The organism is Cedecea sp. (genome assembly GCF_036500665.1).
Taxonomy (GTDB): domain Bacteria; phylum Pseudomonadota; class Gammaproteobacteria; order Enterobacterales; family Enterobacteriaceae; genus Cedecea.
In genome coordinates, this window is record NZ_DASYBS010000149.1 from 9947 (window position 1) to 29355 (window position 19409).

Annotated in this window: 8 protein-coding genes; 3 read left to right on the forward strand and 5 right to left on the reverse strand. The window is 58.1% G+C overall.

All coding sequences use genetic code 11. The annotated features are described in order from the left end of the window. Positions 1-39: 39 nt before the first annotated feature. Both VGM55_RS23835 and smpB read right to left on the reverse strand, forming a co-directional pair. Positions 40-13179 carry a BapA/Bap/LapF family large adhesin gene (locus VGM55_RS23835; RefSeq protein WP_331636945.1) on the reverse strand — a complete coding sequence of 4380 codons (13140 nt, stop codon included), beginning with the start codon at positions 13177-13179 and terminating at the stop codon, positions 40-42. Positions 13180-13966: 787 nt separating this feature from the next. Further along, the gene (gene smpB, locus VGM55_RS23840) at positions 13967-14449 is read right to left on the reverse strand and encodes an SsrA-binding protein SmpB (RefSeq protein ID WP_154189421.1); all 483 of its coding nucleotides are present in this window, start codon (positions 14447-14449) and stop codon (positions 13967-13969) included. A 153-nt stretch (positions 14450-14602) separates the two neighbouring features. Between smpB and VGM55_RS23845 the strand changes: the two genes are divergently transcribed. Further along, positions 14603-15040 (forward strand): type II toxin-antitoxin system RatA family toxin, encoded by a 438-nt coding sequence (locus VGM55_RS23845; protein ID WP_154189422.1) that lies wholly within the window; start codon positions 14603-14605, stop codon positions 15038-15040. Continuing rightward, positions 15030-15320 carry an RnfH family protein gene (locus VGM55_RS23850; RefSeq protein WP_331636946.1) on the forward strand — a complete coding sequence of 97 codons (291 nt, stop codon included), beginning with the start codon at positions 15030-15032 and terminating at the stop codon, positions 15318-15320. The genes VGM55_RS23845 and VGM55_RS23850 overlap by 11 nt, the downstream gene beginning before the upstream one ends. Before the next feature lie 59 nt (positions 15321-15379). Here VGM55_RS23850 and bamE read toward each other — a convergent pair whose 3' ends face one another. The 3 genes from bamE to nadK form a co-directional block, all read right to left on the reverse strand. Beyond that, positions 15380-15724 carry an outer membrane protein assembly factor BamE gene (bamE, locus tag VGM55_RS23855; protein ID WP_008458182.1) on the reverse strand — a complete coding sequence of 115 codons (345 nt, stop codon included), beginning with the start codon at positions 15722-15724 and terminating at the stop codon, positions 15380-15382. A gap of 218 nt (positions 15725-15942) precedes the next feature. Continuing rightward, positions 15943-17604: a DNA repair protein RecN gene (gene recN / locus VGM55_RS23860; protein WP_331636947.1), complete on the reverse strand. Its 1662-nt coding sequence runs from the start codon at positions 17602-17604 to the stop codon at positions 15943-15945. Between the two features lie 178 nt (positions 17605-17782). Continuing rightward, complete coding sequence (nadK, locus tag VGM55_RS23865; RefSeq protein ID WP_008458177.1) at positions 17783-18661, reverse strand: NAD(+) kinase; 879 nt, start codon at positions 18659-18661, stop codon at positions 17783-17785. A 123-nt stretch (positions 18662-18784) separates the two neighbouring features. Here nadK and grpE point away from each other — a divergent pair, with 123 nt between their 5' ends. Further along, complete coding sequence (gene grpE / locus VGM55_RS23870) at positions 18785-19363, forward strand: nucleotide exchange factor GrpE (RefSeq protein WP_331636948.1); 579 nt, start codon at positions 18785-18787, stop codon at positions 19361-19363. The last annotated feature ends 46 nt before the right edge of the window (positions 19364-19409 follow it).

Consider the following 19409-nt stretch of genomic DNA (forward strand, 5'->3'; position numbering starts at 1 on the left):
CCGGGCGTCTGCGCGCCCGGGGATTTTTCGCTACAACTATCAGGCAACAATGTGGTTGTTCTGGATCAGCTCATCGAGTGTGGTGTGTACGTTCTCCAAAGTGACAAGAGTGGTTGAGTGGAACGTGCCGGCGCTGCCGTCACGGTCGATAGAGATGACCGTGTTGTTGCCAACGGAGGCCACGCTCAGGTAGTTACCCAGCGTTGAGGTCTGCCCGTTCCAGCCGACCAGCAGGTCGTGGACATTGATCTGGTCGCCCTGAGTGAGCGAGAAGTTCTTCCAGACGTCCGACCCGTTGCCGCCCGTGCCGTCGTTCGTCCCGCCGGCAAGGACGTGGTACACCAGCGTATCGGCGTAGGCCGAAGAACCGTTGATGATGTCCCCATAGGCGGTACTGACGATCTGCGGGTTCATGTTGATGGTCAGTGTGGCGGTATCCGAATGCCCGTTCTGATCGTTCAGGGTGTAGGTAAAGACCTCTTTGTTGGTGATTGACCCCGGCGCCACCCCGGCGTTCAGGGTGTAGGTATAGTTCCCCCCGATGCCGATGGTCAGGGTGCCGTACTGGCCCTGAATCGTGGCCACCGCGTCGCTGTTGGTCAGCGGGTTAAGGGTCGCCGTACTGCCGTTGGCGCCGTTGATCGTCAACAGGGTATGAACGCTGCCAAGCTGGTCAGCCGCGCCTGCGGAGTCGGTACCGTCGTACAGGTTGCCGTGGACAATGGTGCTTTGAGCCGTGAAGCTATCCAGCAGGTTCGAGGTCCCGGTGATGTTCGGCGTGATGGTGATGGTACCCAGCCCCAGCGGCCCCATGTTCCCGACGTAGCTCAGCGTCCAGGTGCCTGAATGCAGATCCGTGACTGGAACAGTGGCCGTGCCGCCCAGCAGGGCGCTGCCGCTAAAAGTACCGGTGTAGGTATGGCCCAGCCCGTCGCTCAGCGTCCAGCTTACTGACAGCCCACCCAGCACCAACCCGGAAGCCACTTTGAACACGATGGCAGCCCCGCTCAGCACGGTGTTATCCGCAATGGTAAAGGTGCCGCTGCCGTTGCCATGAGTAGAGGCCAGCAGCGCCGTGTTCCAGGAAGCCGAACCGACGTTGGCGCTCGCGTAAGCCGCGGTGTTCTGCGTCGACGTGATAGCCATAATCGAGCTGATGTCGTTCACCGCATCCACGGTGTGCGGCGTGGCGGTGATGTTCAGCGACGCGGTACCGGTATCGCCGTTTGGTGCGGTGACGGTGTAAACGAAGCTGTCTGGCGTATTAATACCGTCGGCACCCTGGCCTGCTTTCAGCGTATAGGTGTAGTTGCCGTGGGCATCAATGGTCAGCGTCCCGAACTTGCCGACGATGGTGGTGCCGGTTGCCGAGACAGAAACGCCGTTCACCGCCGTCAGCAGACTGCCTGCCGGAGCGATATCATCCTGCATCACGTTCCCGGTGGTTGTGGCCGCAAGGCTGTCGACCGCGTAGGTGTGATCCTGGAGGATATTCAGCGTGTAGCTGGTCAGCAGCGAGACGCCGCTGGCGTTCATCAGAAGGAACAGGTAGTCCCCGCCGCCGAGGGTGACGGTCAACTGGCCAGACGAACCGCCCAGCAGCGGCGCCGTCAGCCAGGTTTTCTGCACCTGGAACTGCTCGTACTGCTGAGTGGCCGCGTTGAACTTGTAAATGTACAGGTCAAAGGTAGAGAGCAGGGCTACGCCGCCAACGCTCGCCTGCAGCGTCATGGTGCGAGTCGACCCGTCCGCGACATCAAACAGGATCGGGTTGCTCATGTTAGCCAGCAGGTTGAGGTTGACCACGTTACCCAGGCCCACGCTCAGCACCGACAGCCCCGTTTGCTGTGAAGCCCCGTGGTCAACGGCGGCAACATCGGTGCCGAAGGTCAGCGAACCGGTGTTATCCGTGGCGGTGACCGTGCTGGCCGGTGCGCCGTTGCCGAGGGAGACAATCAGCTGCGCGGAGTCGCTGACGCCCAGATGCGTGATGGTGTAGGTGAAGTTCTCGGTGCGGCCCAGTACCGCTGCCGAGGTGTTGGTTAATGTATAGGTGTAGCTGCCGTCCTGGTTGATATGCAGGGTGCCGTATTTGCCCTGAATATCCAGCCCGCCAGCGCCCACGGCATGACTGACGCCGTTGGCATCGGTGACCGCCGTTACCACGGTGCCGGTAGGGGCGTTATCTACCGCGCCGCCAGGGCCTGGATCGGTAATCACGTTCCCGGTCGAGCTGGTGGTGCCGCTCACGACGCCTGGGCCGGTTTCCTCAACGGTTACCGCAAGGTTCGTTGTCGCCCCGACGGCCAGCAGGCTGGTGTTGTAGCCGAGCACGCGGTATTGCCCTTCGCCCAGTCCGTCAAGGTTCAGGGTGACGCCGGTCGCGCCCAGGGTCAGCAGGTTCAGGAACTGCGGCAGGGAAGAATCGACAACCGTGGTCCACGAGTTGGTGGCCGAGTCATATTTCTGAATGGCGATTTCCAGCGTATTCAGCAATGACAGCACCACCCCGGTGGCGGCGGCGTTAATCGTGATGTGCCCGGTTGCCCCGCTGCCGATGGTGAAGCCAACCTGGGCGGTATTGCTGCCCAGTACCGAACCCACACTCCCCAGCGCGCCAACCAGCAGCGTGCCATAGCCGCTGTAGTGCTCGGTGGTGATTTCCGCATTGCTGGTCAGCGCCAGATCGACCACGTTGCTGCTGGCGGCCAGCGGCAGGACTGGCGCGGTAATCGCCAGCGACGGCGAAACGTTCCCGGCCGCGTCTGCGGCAGATATCGACAGCGACTGCCCTTCAATCTGGCGAGTTGGCAGCGTGATGCTGAACGCGCCGGAAGCATTTGCGGTGCCGGTGACGGTGATCCCGCCTGGCAACGTAATGGTCACGGTGCTGTTCGCTTCCGCTACGCCAGTGATCGTTGACCCGTCGGCGCTGATAACCCCGGTCGGGATCAGCGGTGGAACGGTATCGACAATCACCGAGGTTGCCAGAGACGCCGCGCCCGTACCGTTGGCATTGGTTGCCGTGGCGGTAAAGGCGTGTACGCCATCACCCAGCGCGCCGGTCGGGGTAAACGTCCAGACGCCGCTCGCATTGGCGGTTACCGTACCCAGCAACGCACCGTTGTCGTAAATCTTCACGGTGGCGTTGGCTTCGGCGGTACCGTTAATTGTCGGCCGGGTATCGTTGGTGCTCTGGCCGTTGCCCACCACGCCGGTTTTCGGCAGGACATCGTCAACGATGCTGGTGATCACCGGCAGCCCAGGCACGCCGGTGAACGGCGCGGTGAAGCTGGCGGAGACGCCAGTGTTCCCGGCGGCATCCTGCGCGAAAGCAAGCAGCGGCTGGCCGCTGGTTTGCGCAGGGGAGAGCGTAATGCTGAAGTTCCCGCTACCGTCTGCTTTCGCCGTCCCCAGAACCGTACCTGTTGCGGAGGTAATGGTGACGGTGCTGTTGGCTTCGGCAAGGCCGGTCACCACGGTGCCGGTGGCGTTGACCGTCAGGCCTGTTGGCGCCAGCGGCGGCACGGTATCAACGACGATACCGGCAGGCACGGAGGTGACGCTGACGTTACCCGCCGCATCCGTTGCGGTGACGGTAAACGAATGGTTGCCCTGGAGAAGCGGCAACGTCGGCGTAAACGTCCAGACGCCGCTGCCGTTGGCCGTCGTGGTGCCCAGCAGGACGCCGTTATCAAAGATATTGATAGTGGCGTTGGCTTCGGCCGTCCCGTTCAGGGTTGGGCGAGTGTCGTCCGTCGGCTGGTTGTTGCCTACCGGGCCGGTGATCGGGCCGACATCATCTACCACAGAGGTAATCGCAGGCTGGCCAGGCGCCACGGTATCCACTACGACGGTGAAGCCTGCCGTTGGGCTACTGACTACGCCCGCACCGTTGGTTGCGGTGATGGTAAAGGTATGCGAGCCGTTTGCCAGTACGGTCGGCGGGGTAAAGACCCAAATGCCGAGTGCGTTCGCCGTCACGGTGCCAATCAGGTTGCCGCCATCGTAAATCTTGATGGTGCTGTTGGCATCTGCCGTCCCGTTGAGGGTTGGACGCGCATCGTTCGTGGCCTGGCCGTTAGTCAACGGGCCGACCGTACCGCCGACGACATCATCCACCACAGAAGTCAGCACCGGCGTATTCGACACGCCGCTGGCGACGGTCAGGGTAAAGCCTGCCGATGGCACGCTGGTATTCCCGGCCGCATCGGTCGCGGTGACGGTGAATACGTGCTGGCCGAGAGTCAGCGCCGTGCCCGGCGTGAAGCTCCAGGCACCCAGCGCGTTAGTGGTCGCGGTGCCAATCAGGATGCCATTATCATAAATGCTGATGGTGGAGTTAGCTTCCGCCGTCCCGCTGAGCGCCGGCTGAGTGTCGTCCGTCGTCTGGCCGCTGACCAGCGGACCCTGAACCGGGCCAACGTCATCGAAGGCCTGAACCACAATCGGCTGAGTCGGCGCAATGGTATCGACCACCACGTTAAACGGTGTTGACGGCAGGCTGACGTTGCCCGCGGCGTCCGTCGCGGTCACGGTCAGCGCATGGCCGCCGTTAATCAGCGGCGTACCTGGCCTGAAGCTCCATGCTCCGCCCGCATCGGCCTGAACGGTGCCGAGCAGAACGCCGTTGTCGTAGACGCTGACGGTGGCGTTGCCCTCGGCGGTACCGGTCAGCACCGGACGGGTATCGTCGGTGACCTGGCCGTTCGACAGGTTGCCGGTGATTGGGCCGACGGCATCCGCCACGTTACTGATGGCCGGGGCGTTCGGCGCGATAGTGTCGACGGTCAACGCGAAGCCGTTCGACGGATTACTGACGTTGCCGGCTGCATCAGTCGCGGTCACGGTTAACGTATGCGAACCGTTGCCGAGCGCCGCTACCGGCGTCAGGCTCCATGCGCCAGACCCGTTGGCAATGGTGGTGCCGATCAGGTTGCCGTCGCTGTATACCTTGATGATGGCGTTAGCTTCCGCTGTCCCGCTAAGGGAAGGGCGAGTTTCGTTGGTGGCCTGGCCGTTGGTGATTGGCCCCAGCACCGGCGCGGTGTTGTCCAGCACGGTAACGATCGCCGGCGGGTTCGGCGCAACGGAGTCAATATTCACGCCAAACGAGGCCGTGTTACTGACGTTGCCTGCCGCATCGGTCGCCGTGACGTTCAGGGTATGCGTCCCCTGGCCAAGAGGCGTTGTCGGGGTGAAGGTCCAGATGCCCAGCCCGTCCGCCTGGGTCGTACCCAGCACGTTATTACCGTCTTTCACCGTGATGATGGCATTGGCTTCCGCCGTCCCGCTCAGCGTTGGCTGCGTATCCTTCGTTAGCTGGCCGTTGATCAGCGGCAAGTTAGTGCCAGGCTGTGTCTGGTCGTCTATTACCGAGAGGATAATCGGCACAATCGGCGGCACGGTATCCACCACCACGTTGAAGCCAGCGCTTGGACCACTGGCGTTACCAGCGGCATCCGTCGCGGTGACGGTGATGTTATGGCTGCCGTCCAGCAGCGGAGCCGTTGGGGTGAATGTCCAGTTGCCGCCCACCGGTACTATGACAGTCCCGATAACGACGTTCCCGTCCTTGAAGGTCAGCGTAGTCCCCGCCTCGGCGGTGCCGCTGAAGGTCGGCGTATTGTCGTTAGTCGGCTGGCCGGCAGTGACTGGCTGCGAGGTAACGTCGTTGGTGACGGCGGATATCACCGGTGCGGATGGGGCAATAGTATCCACGTTGACCACAAAACCGTTGGACGGCGGGCTGACGTTACCTGCGGCGTCGGTTGCGGTCACGGTCAGGTTGTGTGCCCCCTCACCAAGGTTAGTTCCCGGCGTGAAGGTCCAGATGCCGAGGGCGTTGGCGGTGGCGCTGCCGATAATGACACCGTTATCAAGGATGCTCACCGTCGAGCCGGCTTCTGCGGTGCCGCTCAGGGTTGGTTTCGCGTCGTTAGTGGCCTGGCCGCTGGTCAACGGCCCGACAGCGCCACCCGGCACATCATCAACGACGGAGACGATGATCGGCTGTAGCGGTGGCGTGGTGTCGACAATGATGTTGTAGACAGGTGACAGACCGCTTTCGATGCCGGACACATTCTGGCTGACCGCAAAGGTATGCGGGCCCTGAAGCAGTGGATCGGTAACGGTCCAGGTCCATTTTCCATCAACATCGGCCGATACTGTGGTAATCAGCACTCCGTCGACATAAATGTGAACTGCAGCTCCGGCAGTCGCACCTGAGCCGTTCAACGTCGGCAGCGTATCGTTAGTTGAGCCGCCTTTGCCGACATTTCCGGTAACCGGATTGACGTCATCTATCACGGTATCGATGGTCGGCGGGTGAGGGATAATCGAGGTCGTTGCGTTAAAGTTCACGCCACCACTTTGGTTACCCGCTGGATCCTGTGCAACGGCAGTAAGCTGTGCGCCAGTCGTCTGGGCTGGTGAAAGCGTTACGACCCAGGCACCGGTTAATGGCGCCGCGACTCCCGTACCCAGGACGTTGCCGCCGGAATCTTTGATAATCACCGTCGCCCCGGCTTCAGCGGTACCGGAGACCAGGGTCCCGGTCGGGTCAATGACCAGAACCGTAGGATTTCCTGGCGCAGTGATATCGACGTCAATCACAATTGGCGCAGAAGGCCCAACGCTATGGCCGACATCATCGGTCGCTTTGATGGTAATGCTGTGCGGGCCTTCCGACAGCGCGGAAGTGGTTATGCTCCATTTGCCGTCCTGGCCTACGGTACCGGTACCCAGAATGGTTGTGCCATTAGTGTCGTACAGCGTAACTGTGCTGCCGATTTTTCCGGTGCCGGTAAAGGTTGGCGTTGTGTCATCGGTGACGCTGCCGTTGACCAGCGGCGTCTGAATTGGACCGACGTTATCCTGAATTTCAACGACAACCGGCGCGGTAAGCGGCACGGTATCGACGGTCAGTATATAATCGGTTGACGGCCCGCTGACGTTACCTGCCTTGTCGGTTTGAACGGCGGTGAGGGTATTTTCGCCATTGGCCAGGGCGGTATCTGGCGTGATGGTCCAGTTACCCGTGCCGTCCACGACCGCAGAGCCTATCGCCGTGGTGCCGTTGTACAGCGTGACGGTTGCGCCGATTTCCCCCGTACCGTGGAACACTGGTTTCGGGTCGTCGGTGATCCCGTTGGTGATAGCGCCGGTGACCGGGCCAACGTTGTCATCCACAGTGCCAATAGTCGGTGCCCCAGGCGCTGTAGTATCTACGGTAATGGCAATCGGTGCTGACGGCAGGCTGGTGTTGCCCGCCGGATCGGTCACCTGAACGGTAATGTTATAGGTCGTTTCGCCAAACGGCGTGGTAGGCGTCACGCTCCAGGTGCCGTCAGAACGCACGGTTGTGCTGCCGACCAGTTCATTCCCGTTGTTGTAGACGTTAATGGTCGAACCCGCAACACCGGTGCCGCTGAAGGTTGGTGTCGTGTCGTTGGTGCTGCCGCCCGGGGAGACGTTACCCACAATTGGAGGCACATCATCGGTCACAATTGGGGCGACAGGCTGAGCCGGAGGCGTCGCGTAAACGGACAGCGTGAAGTCAGCTGAAGGAGCTCCGACGTTGCCCGCCGCGTCCGTGGCCGTGGTCGTAAATGTGTGCGTCCCGCTCAACAGCGGAGCGTCCGGGGTGATGCTCCAGTTGCCGTTCGAATCGACAGTGGTGGTGCCAATCGGCGATGTCCCGCCATCGACATAAAGTTTGATCGTGGCACCCGCTTCGCCCTTACCAGAGAACACCGGTTCGGTACTTTGGGTGCTGCCGCCGTTTATCAGCGTGACTGACGAACCGGAGACGTTACCCAGCGCGCTGTCGATGGAAGGTGCCCCCGGAGGCGCGGTGTCGATAACCACAATCTGCGTGGTGGCAGAGCTGGTGTTTCCGGCCGCATCCGTTACGTAAACATTCAGGGTATGCGAGCCTTCGCTCAGCGGCTGGGTTGGCTTAAATGTCCACGCGCCGCTGCCGTCTGCCGTGACGGTGCCGATAAGCGTTGTGCCATCGTATATCTGGACGACCGCATTAGCACCTGCTGTCCCGTTGATCACCGGCTGAGGATCGTTGGTTGAGCCACCCGGCAGCACCGGGCCAAGATCCGGAGAAACATTATCTATTATCTCGCCGATCGTCGGTGCGTTTGGCAGGACAGTGAGCAGCTCAACGTTCCACGGCGCGGAAGGTGCGGTGACGTTTCCGGCGGCATCAGACGCCGTGACCGTAAAGGAATGCGGCCCGTCCAGCAGTGGAGTGGTTGGCGTAAATGTCCAGGTCCCGTTGCCGTTCACGGTGGTGGTCCCCAGAACGTTCAGGCCGTCGTAAACCGTGATGGTGGACCCCGGTTCCCCGCTGCCGCTTAGGGTTGGCGTTGGGTCGTTGGTCGCGCCGTTATTGCTTACCGGGCCCGTTATTGTGCCCACATCGTCATAGACCTGGGTGATCGTCGGGGCAGTCGGGGCGATGGAGTCAACATTGATGTTAAAGGCGGCGCTTGGCTGGCTGACGTTAGCTGCGGCATCGGTGGCGGTGACCGTCAGGCTATGCAAGCCCTGGCCGATAGAGGTGGTCGGCGTAAAGGTCCATGCGCCGGTTCCGTCTGCACTGACTGTGCCAATCAGCGTGCCGTTGTCGTAGATCTTCACGGTTGAGTTAGCCTCAGCCGTGCCGGAGATCGTCGGTTTGTCGTCGTTAGTCAGGTCACCGTTGTTCAGGTTGCCGGTATGGTCTGGCACGTTATCGACTACTGAACCGATGACCGGAATGTTTGGCGGAGTGATATCCGGCGCGGTAACCGGGGCGTCAGGGCCGATATTCCCTGCTTTATCCGTGGCGTTTACTTCCAGATGCTGGCCGTTAGCCTGCGGCGTAGTCAGGGTGATAGTAAAGCTGCCGTCCGGCCCGGCAATGGCCTGGCCCAGCGGATGACCCTGATCGTCCGTTACTTTTACCGTGCTGCCCGCTTCTGCTTTACCGGTCAGGACTGTGCCATCTTCATTGACCAGCAGGTTGGTTGGTGCCAGTGGAGGAGTGTGATCCTGGGCAATAACGGCCGCTGGCGAGCTGGTGTTGTTCGCGGCATCCCTGGCGGTGACCATCAGCGTCTCGCCGTTAAGCTGCGGTGGCGCGAGCGGGAAAATATCAAATGTGCCGGTGCCGCTGGCGACACCGGTGCCAATCGCGTTGCCGTTACCATCCCAAATGGTGATGGTACTGTTTGGCTCTGCGGTGCCGGTCACGTGCAGGCCATCCGCGCTGACGGCAAGCCCTGTCGGTGCATTCGGTGCAGTATGGTCCGGTGCGGGAACGTTCGCCCCCAGCCCGGTGTTGCCCGCAACGTCAGTGGCTTTAGCCGTTAAGATCTCGCCGTTAAGCTGCGGCGGGTTAAGCGTGACGGTGAAGTGGCCCGTCCCATCCGCCGTGGCGCTACCCAGCGTGTTGCCGTTAGCATCGGTAATGGTCACTTTGCTGTTGGCTTCGGCTGTCCCGCTGAGCGTTGTCCCGTCGTCGGAGACCGTCAGCGCGGTTGGCAGACCCGGAGGAACAGTATCAACCACAACGCTAAACGGAGCGGATGCGCCGCCGGTACCGTTGTCATTCGTTGCGGTGACGGTGAAGGAATGTGAGCCTTCTGTCAGAGGCAGCAATGGCGTAAATGTCCAGCTGCCGTCAGGGTTGACAGGGGCAGCACCAATCAGCACGCCATTATCATAGATAGTGACGTTCAGCGCCCCAATTTCGGCGGTGCCGCTCAACGTTGGGCGGTTATCATCCGTGGCCTGGCCATTTGTCAGCGGGCCCTGGAGGGTGCCGACATCATCAATGACGGAAACCAGAACCGGAACGGGCGGGAAGCCTGAGTCCGAAGCATCGAACGTTGTATCCGGCCCGACGTTCCCCGCGGCATCCTGCACCTGAGCGGTTAATGTTCCGCCGTGGGTCTGAGCCGGAGAAAGGGTCAGCGTGAAGTGCCCGGTTTGGTCAATTTGCGCCGTGCCGAGCACCACGCCATTCGGACCGACCACTTTCACGGTATCGCCAGCTTCACCGGTCCCGGTCACGGTCGTTCCGTCCTGGCTCACGAGGTCAATGGTGACGGGACCCGGCGGGATGGTATCGACGGTGAAGGTTGGGCCAACGGTAATGGTACTGACGTTGCCTGCAGGATCGGTCTGCTGCAGGGTGATCGTATGTGGACCATCAAGCAGAGAGTCTGGCGGGGTAAAGGTCCAGTTCCCGTCATTGCCGACGGTGACCTGACCAATTGGAAGGCCATTATCAAAGATGGTTAATGTACTGCCCGCTTCACCGGTACCGCTGAAAATCGGTTTGCTGTCATCGGTGATGCCGTTGTTGCCGACAGGCCCGGTGATGGATCCCGCTGAATCGAGGATCTGATCGAGCACAGGTGGATTCACAACGGTATCCACGACCACGGTATAGGATGCGGAATTACCGCTGTCGCCGCGAATGTTAGAGGCGGTGGCGGTAAAGCTGTGCGGGCCGTCAGGCAAGATGGAACCCGGCGTGAAGCTCCAGTTGCCGTTCGGAAGGACAAGAGCGGTGCCAATCTCAATCCCATTATCAAAGATATGAATGGTCTCGCCGGCCGCGCCCGTACCCTGCAGCGTCGGCGTTTGGTCATTGGTTGGCTGATTGTTTGGTACTGTGCCAACGATTGGCGGTGCGTTATCAATGATGGCGGCGATCGTCGGCACCGTCGGTAGCGGGAAGAATGGCGCAGTTGCTTCGCCAGGCAGGCTGACGTTGCCTGCCGCATCGGTCGCCGTGACCTTGAGCTGGCTGCCGTCAAGCTGCGGTGTGGTCAGAGTGATATTGAATACACCGGTCACAGGCGCGGCGGTGCCGGTGCCAATCACGTTGCCGTTCGCATCTTTGATGGTGACGGTGCTGCCAGGTTCGGCAAGCCCCGTTACTGTATCGCCATTAGCGCTGACTATCAGGCCGGTGGGTTCGTCAGGGGCGGTGGTGTCCACGACAACGGTGTAGCTGGCCGAGGTTCCGCTGTCGCCTCTGACGTTAGAGGCCATTGCGGTGAAGGTGTAGGAGTTATCAGCCAGAGGTGTTTGCGGCGTAAAGCTCCAGGTACCGTTGACGTCAACCTTGGCGGTGCCGATTTCAACTCCGCTTTCGTAGATATGAATAGTGTCCCCGGCTTGCCCGGTACCCTGCAGGGTTGGGGTTTTGTCGTTAGTCGACTGGCCGTTCCCCACGTTACCGGTGTTGGGGGCCACATCGTCAAGAACGCCGGTAATCACCGGTAATACCGGCGGCTGCACGTCTGGCGCGGCAACGTTGGCAGGTGGGCTGCTGTTGCCCGCCGGGTCGGTGACGACCACGGTCAGCGTTTCACCGTCTACCTGCGGCGTTGTCAGGGTGATATTAATATTGCCGTTGTTATCGGCTGTGCCAGCCCCGATGACTACGCCGTTCGGATCTTTAATGGTTATTGTGCTACCTGCTTCTGCATGGCCAGTCACGACTTCCCCATCCGGGCTAACGACAAGACCGGTAGCTTCTGATGGTGATTGGGTGTCAATGGTCACGGTCCAGGATTGGGAAGGTGCCCCTTCGCCCCTTTCGTTACTCGCCGTGGCAGTGAAAACATGGGCGCCGTCAGCCAGCGCGCTGCCCGGCGTAAAACTCCATGTGCCGCCAGCGCCCACCACGACGGTACCAATTTGCACGCCGTTATCGTAGATGTGGATGGTCGTTCCGGCCTGGCCGGTACCGTTCAGCGTTGGGGTATTGTCGTTGGTCGGTGAGTTATTGTTTATGTTACCGCCGTTAGGCGCATTTGGATGATCGTTAGTCACCCCGGTGATGCTTGGTTCGTCCGGCAGTGGAATATTGGGGGCAGTGACGGTGGCACCAGGCCCGGTGTTGCCTGAAGGATCGGTCGCCGTGGCAGTGAGCGTTTCCCCGTCCAATTTCGGAGAGGTTAATGTGATGGTAAAGCTGCCGTCGCTGCCCGCGGTGCCGGTACCGATGACATTTCCGTTGGCGTCTTTGATGGTGACCGTGCTGCCCGCTTCGGCGTGACCCGTCAGCGTTTCGCCATCCGGGCTTATAGCCAGGTCAGTAGCTGCTGCTGGTGGCTGGGTGTCAATGGTGACGGTGTACGCCGGAGAAGGGGGGCTTTCCCCCCTGTCGTTTGTGGCTACAACGGTAAAAGCATGGGAGCCATCAGTCAAAGCGGTACCAGGCGTAAAGCTCCAGGTGCCGCCCGCGCCCACAACCACGGTACCGATTTGTATGCCGTTATCATAGATGTGAACGGTTGTCCCCGCCTGAGCAGTACCCTGAAGGGTCGGGGTGTTGTCATTGGTGGCCTGATTATTGCCTATGCTGCCGCCGTTAGGCGCATTCGGGTGATCGTTAGTGATGCCGGTAATGCTTGGCTCGGCGGGCAGTGGGATACTGGGGGCGGTAATGGTGGTGCCAGGGCCGGTGTTGCCCGACGGGTCGGTCGCCGTGGCGGTCAATGTTTCTCCACCCACCTGCGGTGTGGTTAATGTAACGGTAAAGCTGCCGTCAGTGCCGGCGGTGCCGGTGCCGATGACATTGCCGTTGGCGTCCTTGATGGTGACCGTGCTGCCCGCTTCGGCGTTGCCCGTAATCGTTTTACCATCTGCGGATACAGCAAGGCCGGTAGGTGCCGCTGGAGGCGTGGTGTCTGGCCTGCCCGGGTTACCCGGGGTGCTGCCGCTGTCAGAATGGCCACCGCCCCCGCTGGATGCGGCGGCAATCGCGCCACCAGCGGCTACAGCCAGCCCGCCTAATACCCACGGCCACGCGGCTCCGCCCTCGGAATGTGCGCCGGTAGCGGCCATGACTTCATCAATGTTGGCAATTTGCTCGAAGTGGAAACCAGTGCCTGTCTCTTGCACCCACCAAAGCACGCCATCGTGGCCTTCCAGCACCAGTTGGCTACCGCCCTGGTCGGCAAAGGCGTAGTAATTTTTGATGGTAATGGTTTCGCCGGAATGGAGTTTAATCACCATGTCCTGGCCTGAACGAGTGATGCTGGCGACCTCTTCGCGTTCAACTTTTAGCTCAACAATTGAGGGGCCTTTCAGAGTAATTTCAGAGGCTTCGACGTTATTTTTTACGCCGGTTAATTTAGAGATAATTGAAATTGAACGCATTGTTATCACTCCATTCGCGATGAACGTGGTGGTAGTCAGATGCCCGGCATAAGTGTTAATTACCGAAAGCAAAATGTTTAAGTGAGCGGGCTCCTTCGCGGCAAATAAGCGAAAAGAACCTGGCATCAAAAAAATGATGATAGTGATTATTAATAAATAGAGCGTTTCCGTTGCGGAATCGAAATTAGTTAATTCTCAGGGCCATAAGCTCGTCATTTATTGATAAGGGACTATTGATGATATAGACAGGAAAAAATGAAAGCGCAACTTAAGCCATATTTAACAGTATGTAAGTAACCCTAAAGTACCAGAGGTTGTCGATGGTTCATGCAAAAAGGCGAGGTCAACCGTTCGGCTTATTATGCGTTGACTATGAATTTATCGCATTGAAAAGTTTAAGGTAAGTTAAGTTTCTTGATGATGTATTATGTTATTTATGTCGTGGCTACCGGAGGTGAAAGCACTGTAAAGTGTAGGGGTTTCCGCTCTTTTTTTGGCTGGCGGTTTCTGATACAAGGCAGAAATTAATAGGGGGGATTGTTTTTTTTGTGAGGGGCATTGGGTAAAGCACGCCAGGGAAATAAAATATTATATATTTTGTATTCGATAGTTTAACGAAGACGCTGTTATGAAAAGCGTTAGCATATATTCTTTAGTACGACTTAAATAACGATAGTATGCCTTTCGTTGTTTGCGCAATAATAGCTGATAATTAAGAATGCGTGGTTTTTTTTATAATGGCTCTTCTGGAGAAGAGCCATGGGAGAGGGGAATAGCGAAAAGCGTCTTAACGACCCGCGTTTTTCATGATTCGGGCTTTATCTACCGCCCATTCGCGATCCTTCGCATCGGTACGCTTATCGTGCTGCTTCTTACCTTTCGCCACGCCAATTTTCACCTTGCACCAGGCGTTCTTCCAGTACAGGGACAGGGCGATGACGGTGTAGCCGTCACGGCTGACGCTGCCGAACAGATTATCCAGCTCGCGCTTGTTCAGCAGCAGTTTACGGGTACGCGTTGGGTCGCAGACTACGTGGCTAGAGGCCACGTTCAGCGGGGTGAAGTTGGCGCCAAACAAATACGCCTCGCCATCTTTAAAGATAACGTAGCTGTCGCCGATGTTCGCCTTCCCGGCGCGCAGTGATTTTACTTCCCAGCCCTGCAGCGCAAGACCCGCTTCAATCTCATCTTCGATAAAGTATTCATGGCGGGCACGCTTGTTTAGCGCAATAGTGGCTGAGCCTGGTTTGTGTGCTTTTTTCTTAGTCATAGTGCTGCTCAGTATACGTAATCCAGGAGTTCAAAGACACCCCGCAGCCTGTGCGAGGAGGAAGCGCTTATCTTAGCATGAGCGGCAGAGAGTTTTTGTTTGCGCGGTGATAAATGTTATTATTTGTCCGATTTATGACTCCCAGGAATTGTTATGCCGCAGATTAGCCGTACTGCTTTGGTGCCCTACAGCGCCGAGCAGATGTACCAGTTAGTAAACGACGTGAATTCGTACCCGGAATTTTTACCTGGCTGCACCGGTAGCCGGGTGATTGACGCATCGGCTAATCAGATGACGGCGGCGGTCGACGTTTCAAAAGCTGGGATCAGCAAAACTTTTACTACCCGCAATACCCTGACCGACAATCAGAGCATCCTGATGCATCTGGTGGATGGCCCCTTCAAAAAGCTGATGGGCGGCTGGAAGTTCACGCCGCTCAGTGAAGACGCCTGCCGCATTGAGTTTCAGCTCGATTTTGAGTTTACCAATAAACTGATCGAACTGGCTTTTGGCCGTATCTTTAAGGAGCTGGCAGGGAGCATGGTTCAGGCGTTCACTGTCCGGGCCAAAGAGGTTTATCGTGTCGCGTGAGATTCAGGTTGAGGTGGTTTACGCGCTACCGCAAAAACAGTACCTGCGGCAGGTGAAGCTTGAAGAAGGTAGCACCGTCGAGCAGGCGATTTTCGCCTCCGGTTTGCTTGAGCTGCGTGACGATATCGATTTGAAGCAGAACAAAGTGGGTATTTACAGCCGCCCGGTGAAGCTGGGCGATAAGGTGAATGACGGCGATCGGGTTGAGATTTACCGCCCGCTGATTGCCGATCCTAAAGAGCTACGCCGCCAGCGTGCGGAGCGTTCTGCCCAGAAATAATCCTGCTTTTAAGCATAAAAAAGCCGCTTTCGCGGCTTTTTTTGTCCATTGAGTAAACCTTACTCCCCTTTGGTCAGGGCCGGTTTGTTGTCGATGTTGGTCAGCACGCCGCTGCTGTTGAAGGTCAGGGTCAGCGTTTGCTGAGTCACGTTCTCATGGCCTGGCTGCTGGCGGAAGACATAGAACCAGGTATTGGTGCCAAATGGATCGGACATCATTGGCGTTCCCAGCGTGTAGGCAACCTGCTGTTGCGTCATCCCGACGCGAAGTTTAGACACGTCATTCGGCGCCAGATAGTTACCCTGGTTGATGTCAGGGCGGTAAACCACTCGCTCCAGAGTGGAACAGCCTGCGGTCAACATCAGAAGAACCGCTGCGGCAGCAGTCAGCATTTTACAACGCATAGTGATTTGATTCCTTTTCGGGCCCGAGTAGTACGTGGCTCATTCGTATTATGCCGATGATAATAGACCTTTAAGCAGTTTAAAACCTTAAGGCGCTCAACTCTGACAGTGGGAGCATAAAAAAGTTGGTTGAAAAGGTGGCAGAAGGGCAGATTACTGAGTGGGTGGTTGTTTTTTGCACGATGCGCGGCGTGGTATGCACCGCGCATCGGGAAACATCAGGCTGCCAGCAGCTCTTTCGCGTTAGCCAACGTATTACGAGTGACCTCGCTGCCGCCCAACAGACGCGCTAACTCCTGCAGACGAGAGCGCTTGTCCAGAGGCTGCATATGGGTTTCTGTCATTTCACCGTCGGTTTCTTTGCTGACGAAGAAATGATGATGGCCGCAGCCGGCAACCTGAGGCAGGTGGGTAACGCACATCACCTGAGTGGACTCCCCCAGCTGGCGCAGTAGCTTACCGACTACCGCTGCGGTAGGGCCACTGATCCCAACGTCCACTTCATCAAAGATCAACGCTGGCGTTTCCATTTTACGGGCGGTAATGACCTGAATGGCCAGCGCAATGCGGGACAGTTCACCGCCCGACGCCACTTTCGCCAGCGGCTGCAGCGGCTGGCCGGGGTTTGTGCTGACGCGAAAATCAATGCGGTCAGCGCCTTCGGCGGTCAGGTGATTTTCATTAAATTCGACGTCAATGGCCAGCTTGCCGTGCGGCATCGACAGCGAATGCATGCTTTCGGTAATCAGCTGGCAGAGCTCTGCCGCATGTTTTACACGGCTTTGGTGCAGAGTCTGAGCAACGGAAAGCGCCTGTTGATGGTGCAGTGCAACGGCCTGCAGCAGTTCTTCCAGCGAGCCAGCCTGGTCGTCCAGCTGTTGCTGTTCGTCCAGCAGTTTCTGATGGAAGGCCGGTAGCTCTTCCGGCGTGATGTGATGCTTACGCGCCAGTGAGATCTGGCGAGAAATACGTTGTTCCAGCTCGTACAGGCGGTTGGGGTCCAGATCCAGGCGATCGCAGTAATGACGAAGCTCGTCGCTGGCTTCGGAGATCTGAATCGCCGCTTCTTCCAGCATATCCAGCACGCCGGAAAGCTTGTTGTCCAGACCTACCAGCTCACCCATTAAATGACGCACGGTGTGTAGCTGGCTTTGCAGGTTACTTTCTTCGCCGTCTGCCAGGGCATCCAGCGCCTGCTGGCTGGTGGAGAGCAACTGGCCGCTGTTGGAGAGGCGTTTGTACTCTTCGTCGATCAGCTCGAATTCGCCAGCAACAGGGGAAAATTCATTCAGCTCTTTCAGCTGATAGTGGAGCAGTTCCGCTTTGGCCGAACGCTCCTGCGCCAGCTGCTGGTGCTGGGCCAGCGTGCGGCAGCTTTGATGCCATTCACGATAGCGTTCTGCCATTTGCTGAGTCAGGGAATATGCGCCAGCATAACCGTCCAGCAATGTTTTTTGATGCTCAGGCTTGAGTAACAGCTGGTGCGCGTGTTGGCCATGGATCTGGATAAGCAACTGCCCGAGATCGCGGAGTTGGGAAAGCGGAACCGCGGTACCGTTGATAAAGCCACGGGACCGGCCGTCGCTGCTGATAACGCGGCGCAGCAGGCATTCGCAGCCGTCCTCCAGCTGGTTTTCTTCCAGCCAGCGCAACGCAGCAGGGGTGTCTTTCAGAGAGAAGCGGGCGCAGAGATCTGCGCGGTTTGCCCCGGAACGCACCATATCCGCTTCCGCGCGACCGCCCAGGCACAGGCCCAGCGCATCTATAGCAATAGATTTACCGGCACCGGTTTCCCCGGTGATGGCCGTCATACCGTGATGAAAATCGATTTCAAGTTCACGAACGATAGCGAAGTTACTGATGGTGAGTTGGGCAAGCATAGCCACCTTCCTGTATGTACTCGTCATACTTCAAGCTGCAGGGCGTGTTGGCTGCTCTCACTTACCCCGGTCTCTTACCGTCGACCTGCCACGTGAAATATTTAGAGTACGATTTGGTTACTGTGTTTTCATACAGTATAACCTGGTTTTATATACAGTAAAGTGGCCTGGTGATTTTTTAGAATAATTTTTTTGACCAGCCGAGTTTCGAGCTTAATGTATTGAAATAACTGTAGTCTTTTGGGTGAATCAGGTTGAGGTGGTAGTCACAGCGGCGGATCAGTACGTCTTCGCCTTCCTGAATGGGCAGCGCAATCTGGCTGTCACAGCTGATTTCAAGGTCGCTGCGCATGTGGGAAAAACGCAGACGAATGGTGCTGCTGCTGTTAATCACCAGCGGCCGTGCCGAAAGCGTATGCGGGAACATCGGCACGAGCGTTATTGCATCCAAAGACGGCGTCAGGATTGGGCCACCGGCTGAAAGCGAGTAGGCGGTTGAGCCGGTCGGCGTGGAGATAATCAGCCCGTCAGAGCGCTGTGAAAATGCGAAGATTTCGTCGATATAAACTTCGAACTCAATCATATGCGCGACTTTACCGGGGTGCAGCACCACTTCGTTTATCGCCGTACTGAGGCGCGTGGGCGTATCGTGCTGGCAGACCTGAGCCTCCAGCAAAAAGCGGCGTTCGGTAATGTAGTGCCCCTCGAGCACGTCCGCCAGCTGCTGCTGGGCGTTGTCCGGGTCGAGGTCGGTCAGGAAGCCTAAATTGCCGCGGTTGATGCCGATAACCTTGATGTCATAGCGAGCCAGTACTCGCGCCGCGCCCAGCATGTTGCCATCCCCGCCAACCACCACGGCCAAATCAGCCTGCTGGCCAATCTCCGCCAGGGTGCCGGTTTTTACCTGTTTGAGGTTAAGCTCCTGGGCGATTTGCTGTTCCACCATCACTTCATAACCTTTGGCGCACAGCCAGCGATAGAGCATTTCATGCGTGGTCAGGGCGGTGGGGTGACGCGGGTGCCCGACGATACCGATGCAGTTGAAATGTTTGTTCATTATCCTGGTGGTCCTTATTCGCAGACGTTCCTGCGACAATATGACAGGTTCCCTTGAAACCCTGAAACTGATCCCCATAATAAGCGAAGCAGCGAGATGAATGCTAAAAACGCGGAGAATTTCATGAGTAGTAAAGAACAGAAAACACCTAACGAGCAAGCCCCGGAAGATATCGCAATGGACCAGCACGAAGAAGTCGAGGCCGTAGAAGGTGCCGATGTGGTGGATCCGCGCGACGAACAGATTGCTAATTTGCAGGCTCAGCTGGCTGAACTCAAGCAGCGTGAGCGTGAAATCGAGCCTCGCCATCAGGCTGACTTAGCTAACCTGCGTCGCCGTACCGAACAGGATATCGAGAAAGCGCACAAGTTCGCACTGGAGAAGTTCGTGAACGAACTGCTGCCGGTTATCGACAGCCTGGATCGTGCTCTGGAAGTGGCCGACAAGTCCAACCCGGATTTAGCCCCAATGATCGAAGGCATTGAGCTGACCCAGAAGTCGATGCTGGATGTGGTTCGCAAGTTCGGCGTGGAAGTGGTGGGCGAGACTAACGTGCCGTTTAACCCGGACGTGCATCAGGCGATTGCGATGGTTGAATCTGCCGACGTTGCACCAAATAACGTGCTGATGGTGATGCAGAAAGGCTATACCCTGAATGGCCGTACCATTCGTGCCGCGATGGTTTCCGTAGCGAAAGCGTAACCATTGCAGAGACTGACCGCCCCGGCGCTATCGGGGCGGTCAGGTG

What these genes read in the sequence shown, in the direction of transcription:
- smpB (WP_154189421.1), bottom strand. Translation starts at nt 14,449, where the DNA reads ATGACTAAGAAAAAAGCACACAAACCAGGCTCAGCCACTATTGCGCTA.
- grpE (WP_331636948.1), top strand. Translation starts at nt 18,785, where the DNA reads ATGAGTAGTAAAGAACAGAAAACACCTAACGAGCAAGCCCCGGAAGAT.
- VGM55_RS23845 (WP_154189422.1), top strand. Translation starts at nt 14,603, where the DNA reads ATGCCGCAGATTAGCCGTACTGCTTTGGTGCCCTACAGCGCCGAGCAG.
- nadK (WP_008458177.1), bottom strand. Translation starts at nt 18,661, where the DNA reads ATGAACAAACATTTCAACTGCATCGGTATCGTCGGGCACCCGCGTCAC.
- bamE (WP_008458182.1), bottom strand. Translation starts at nt 15,724, where the DNA reads ATGCGTTGTAAAATGCTGACTGCTGCCGCAGCGGTTCTTCTGATGTTG.
- recN (WP_331636947.1), bottom strand. Translation starts at nt 17,604, where the DNA reads ATGCTTGCCCAACTCACCATCAGTAACTTCGCTATCGTTCGTGAACTT.
- VGM55_RS23835 (WP_331636945.1), bottom strand. Translation starts at nt 13,179, where the DNA reads ATGCGTTCAATTTCAATTATCTCTAAATTAACCGGCGTAAAAAATAAC.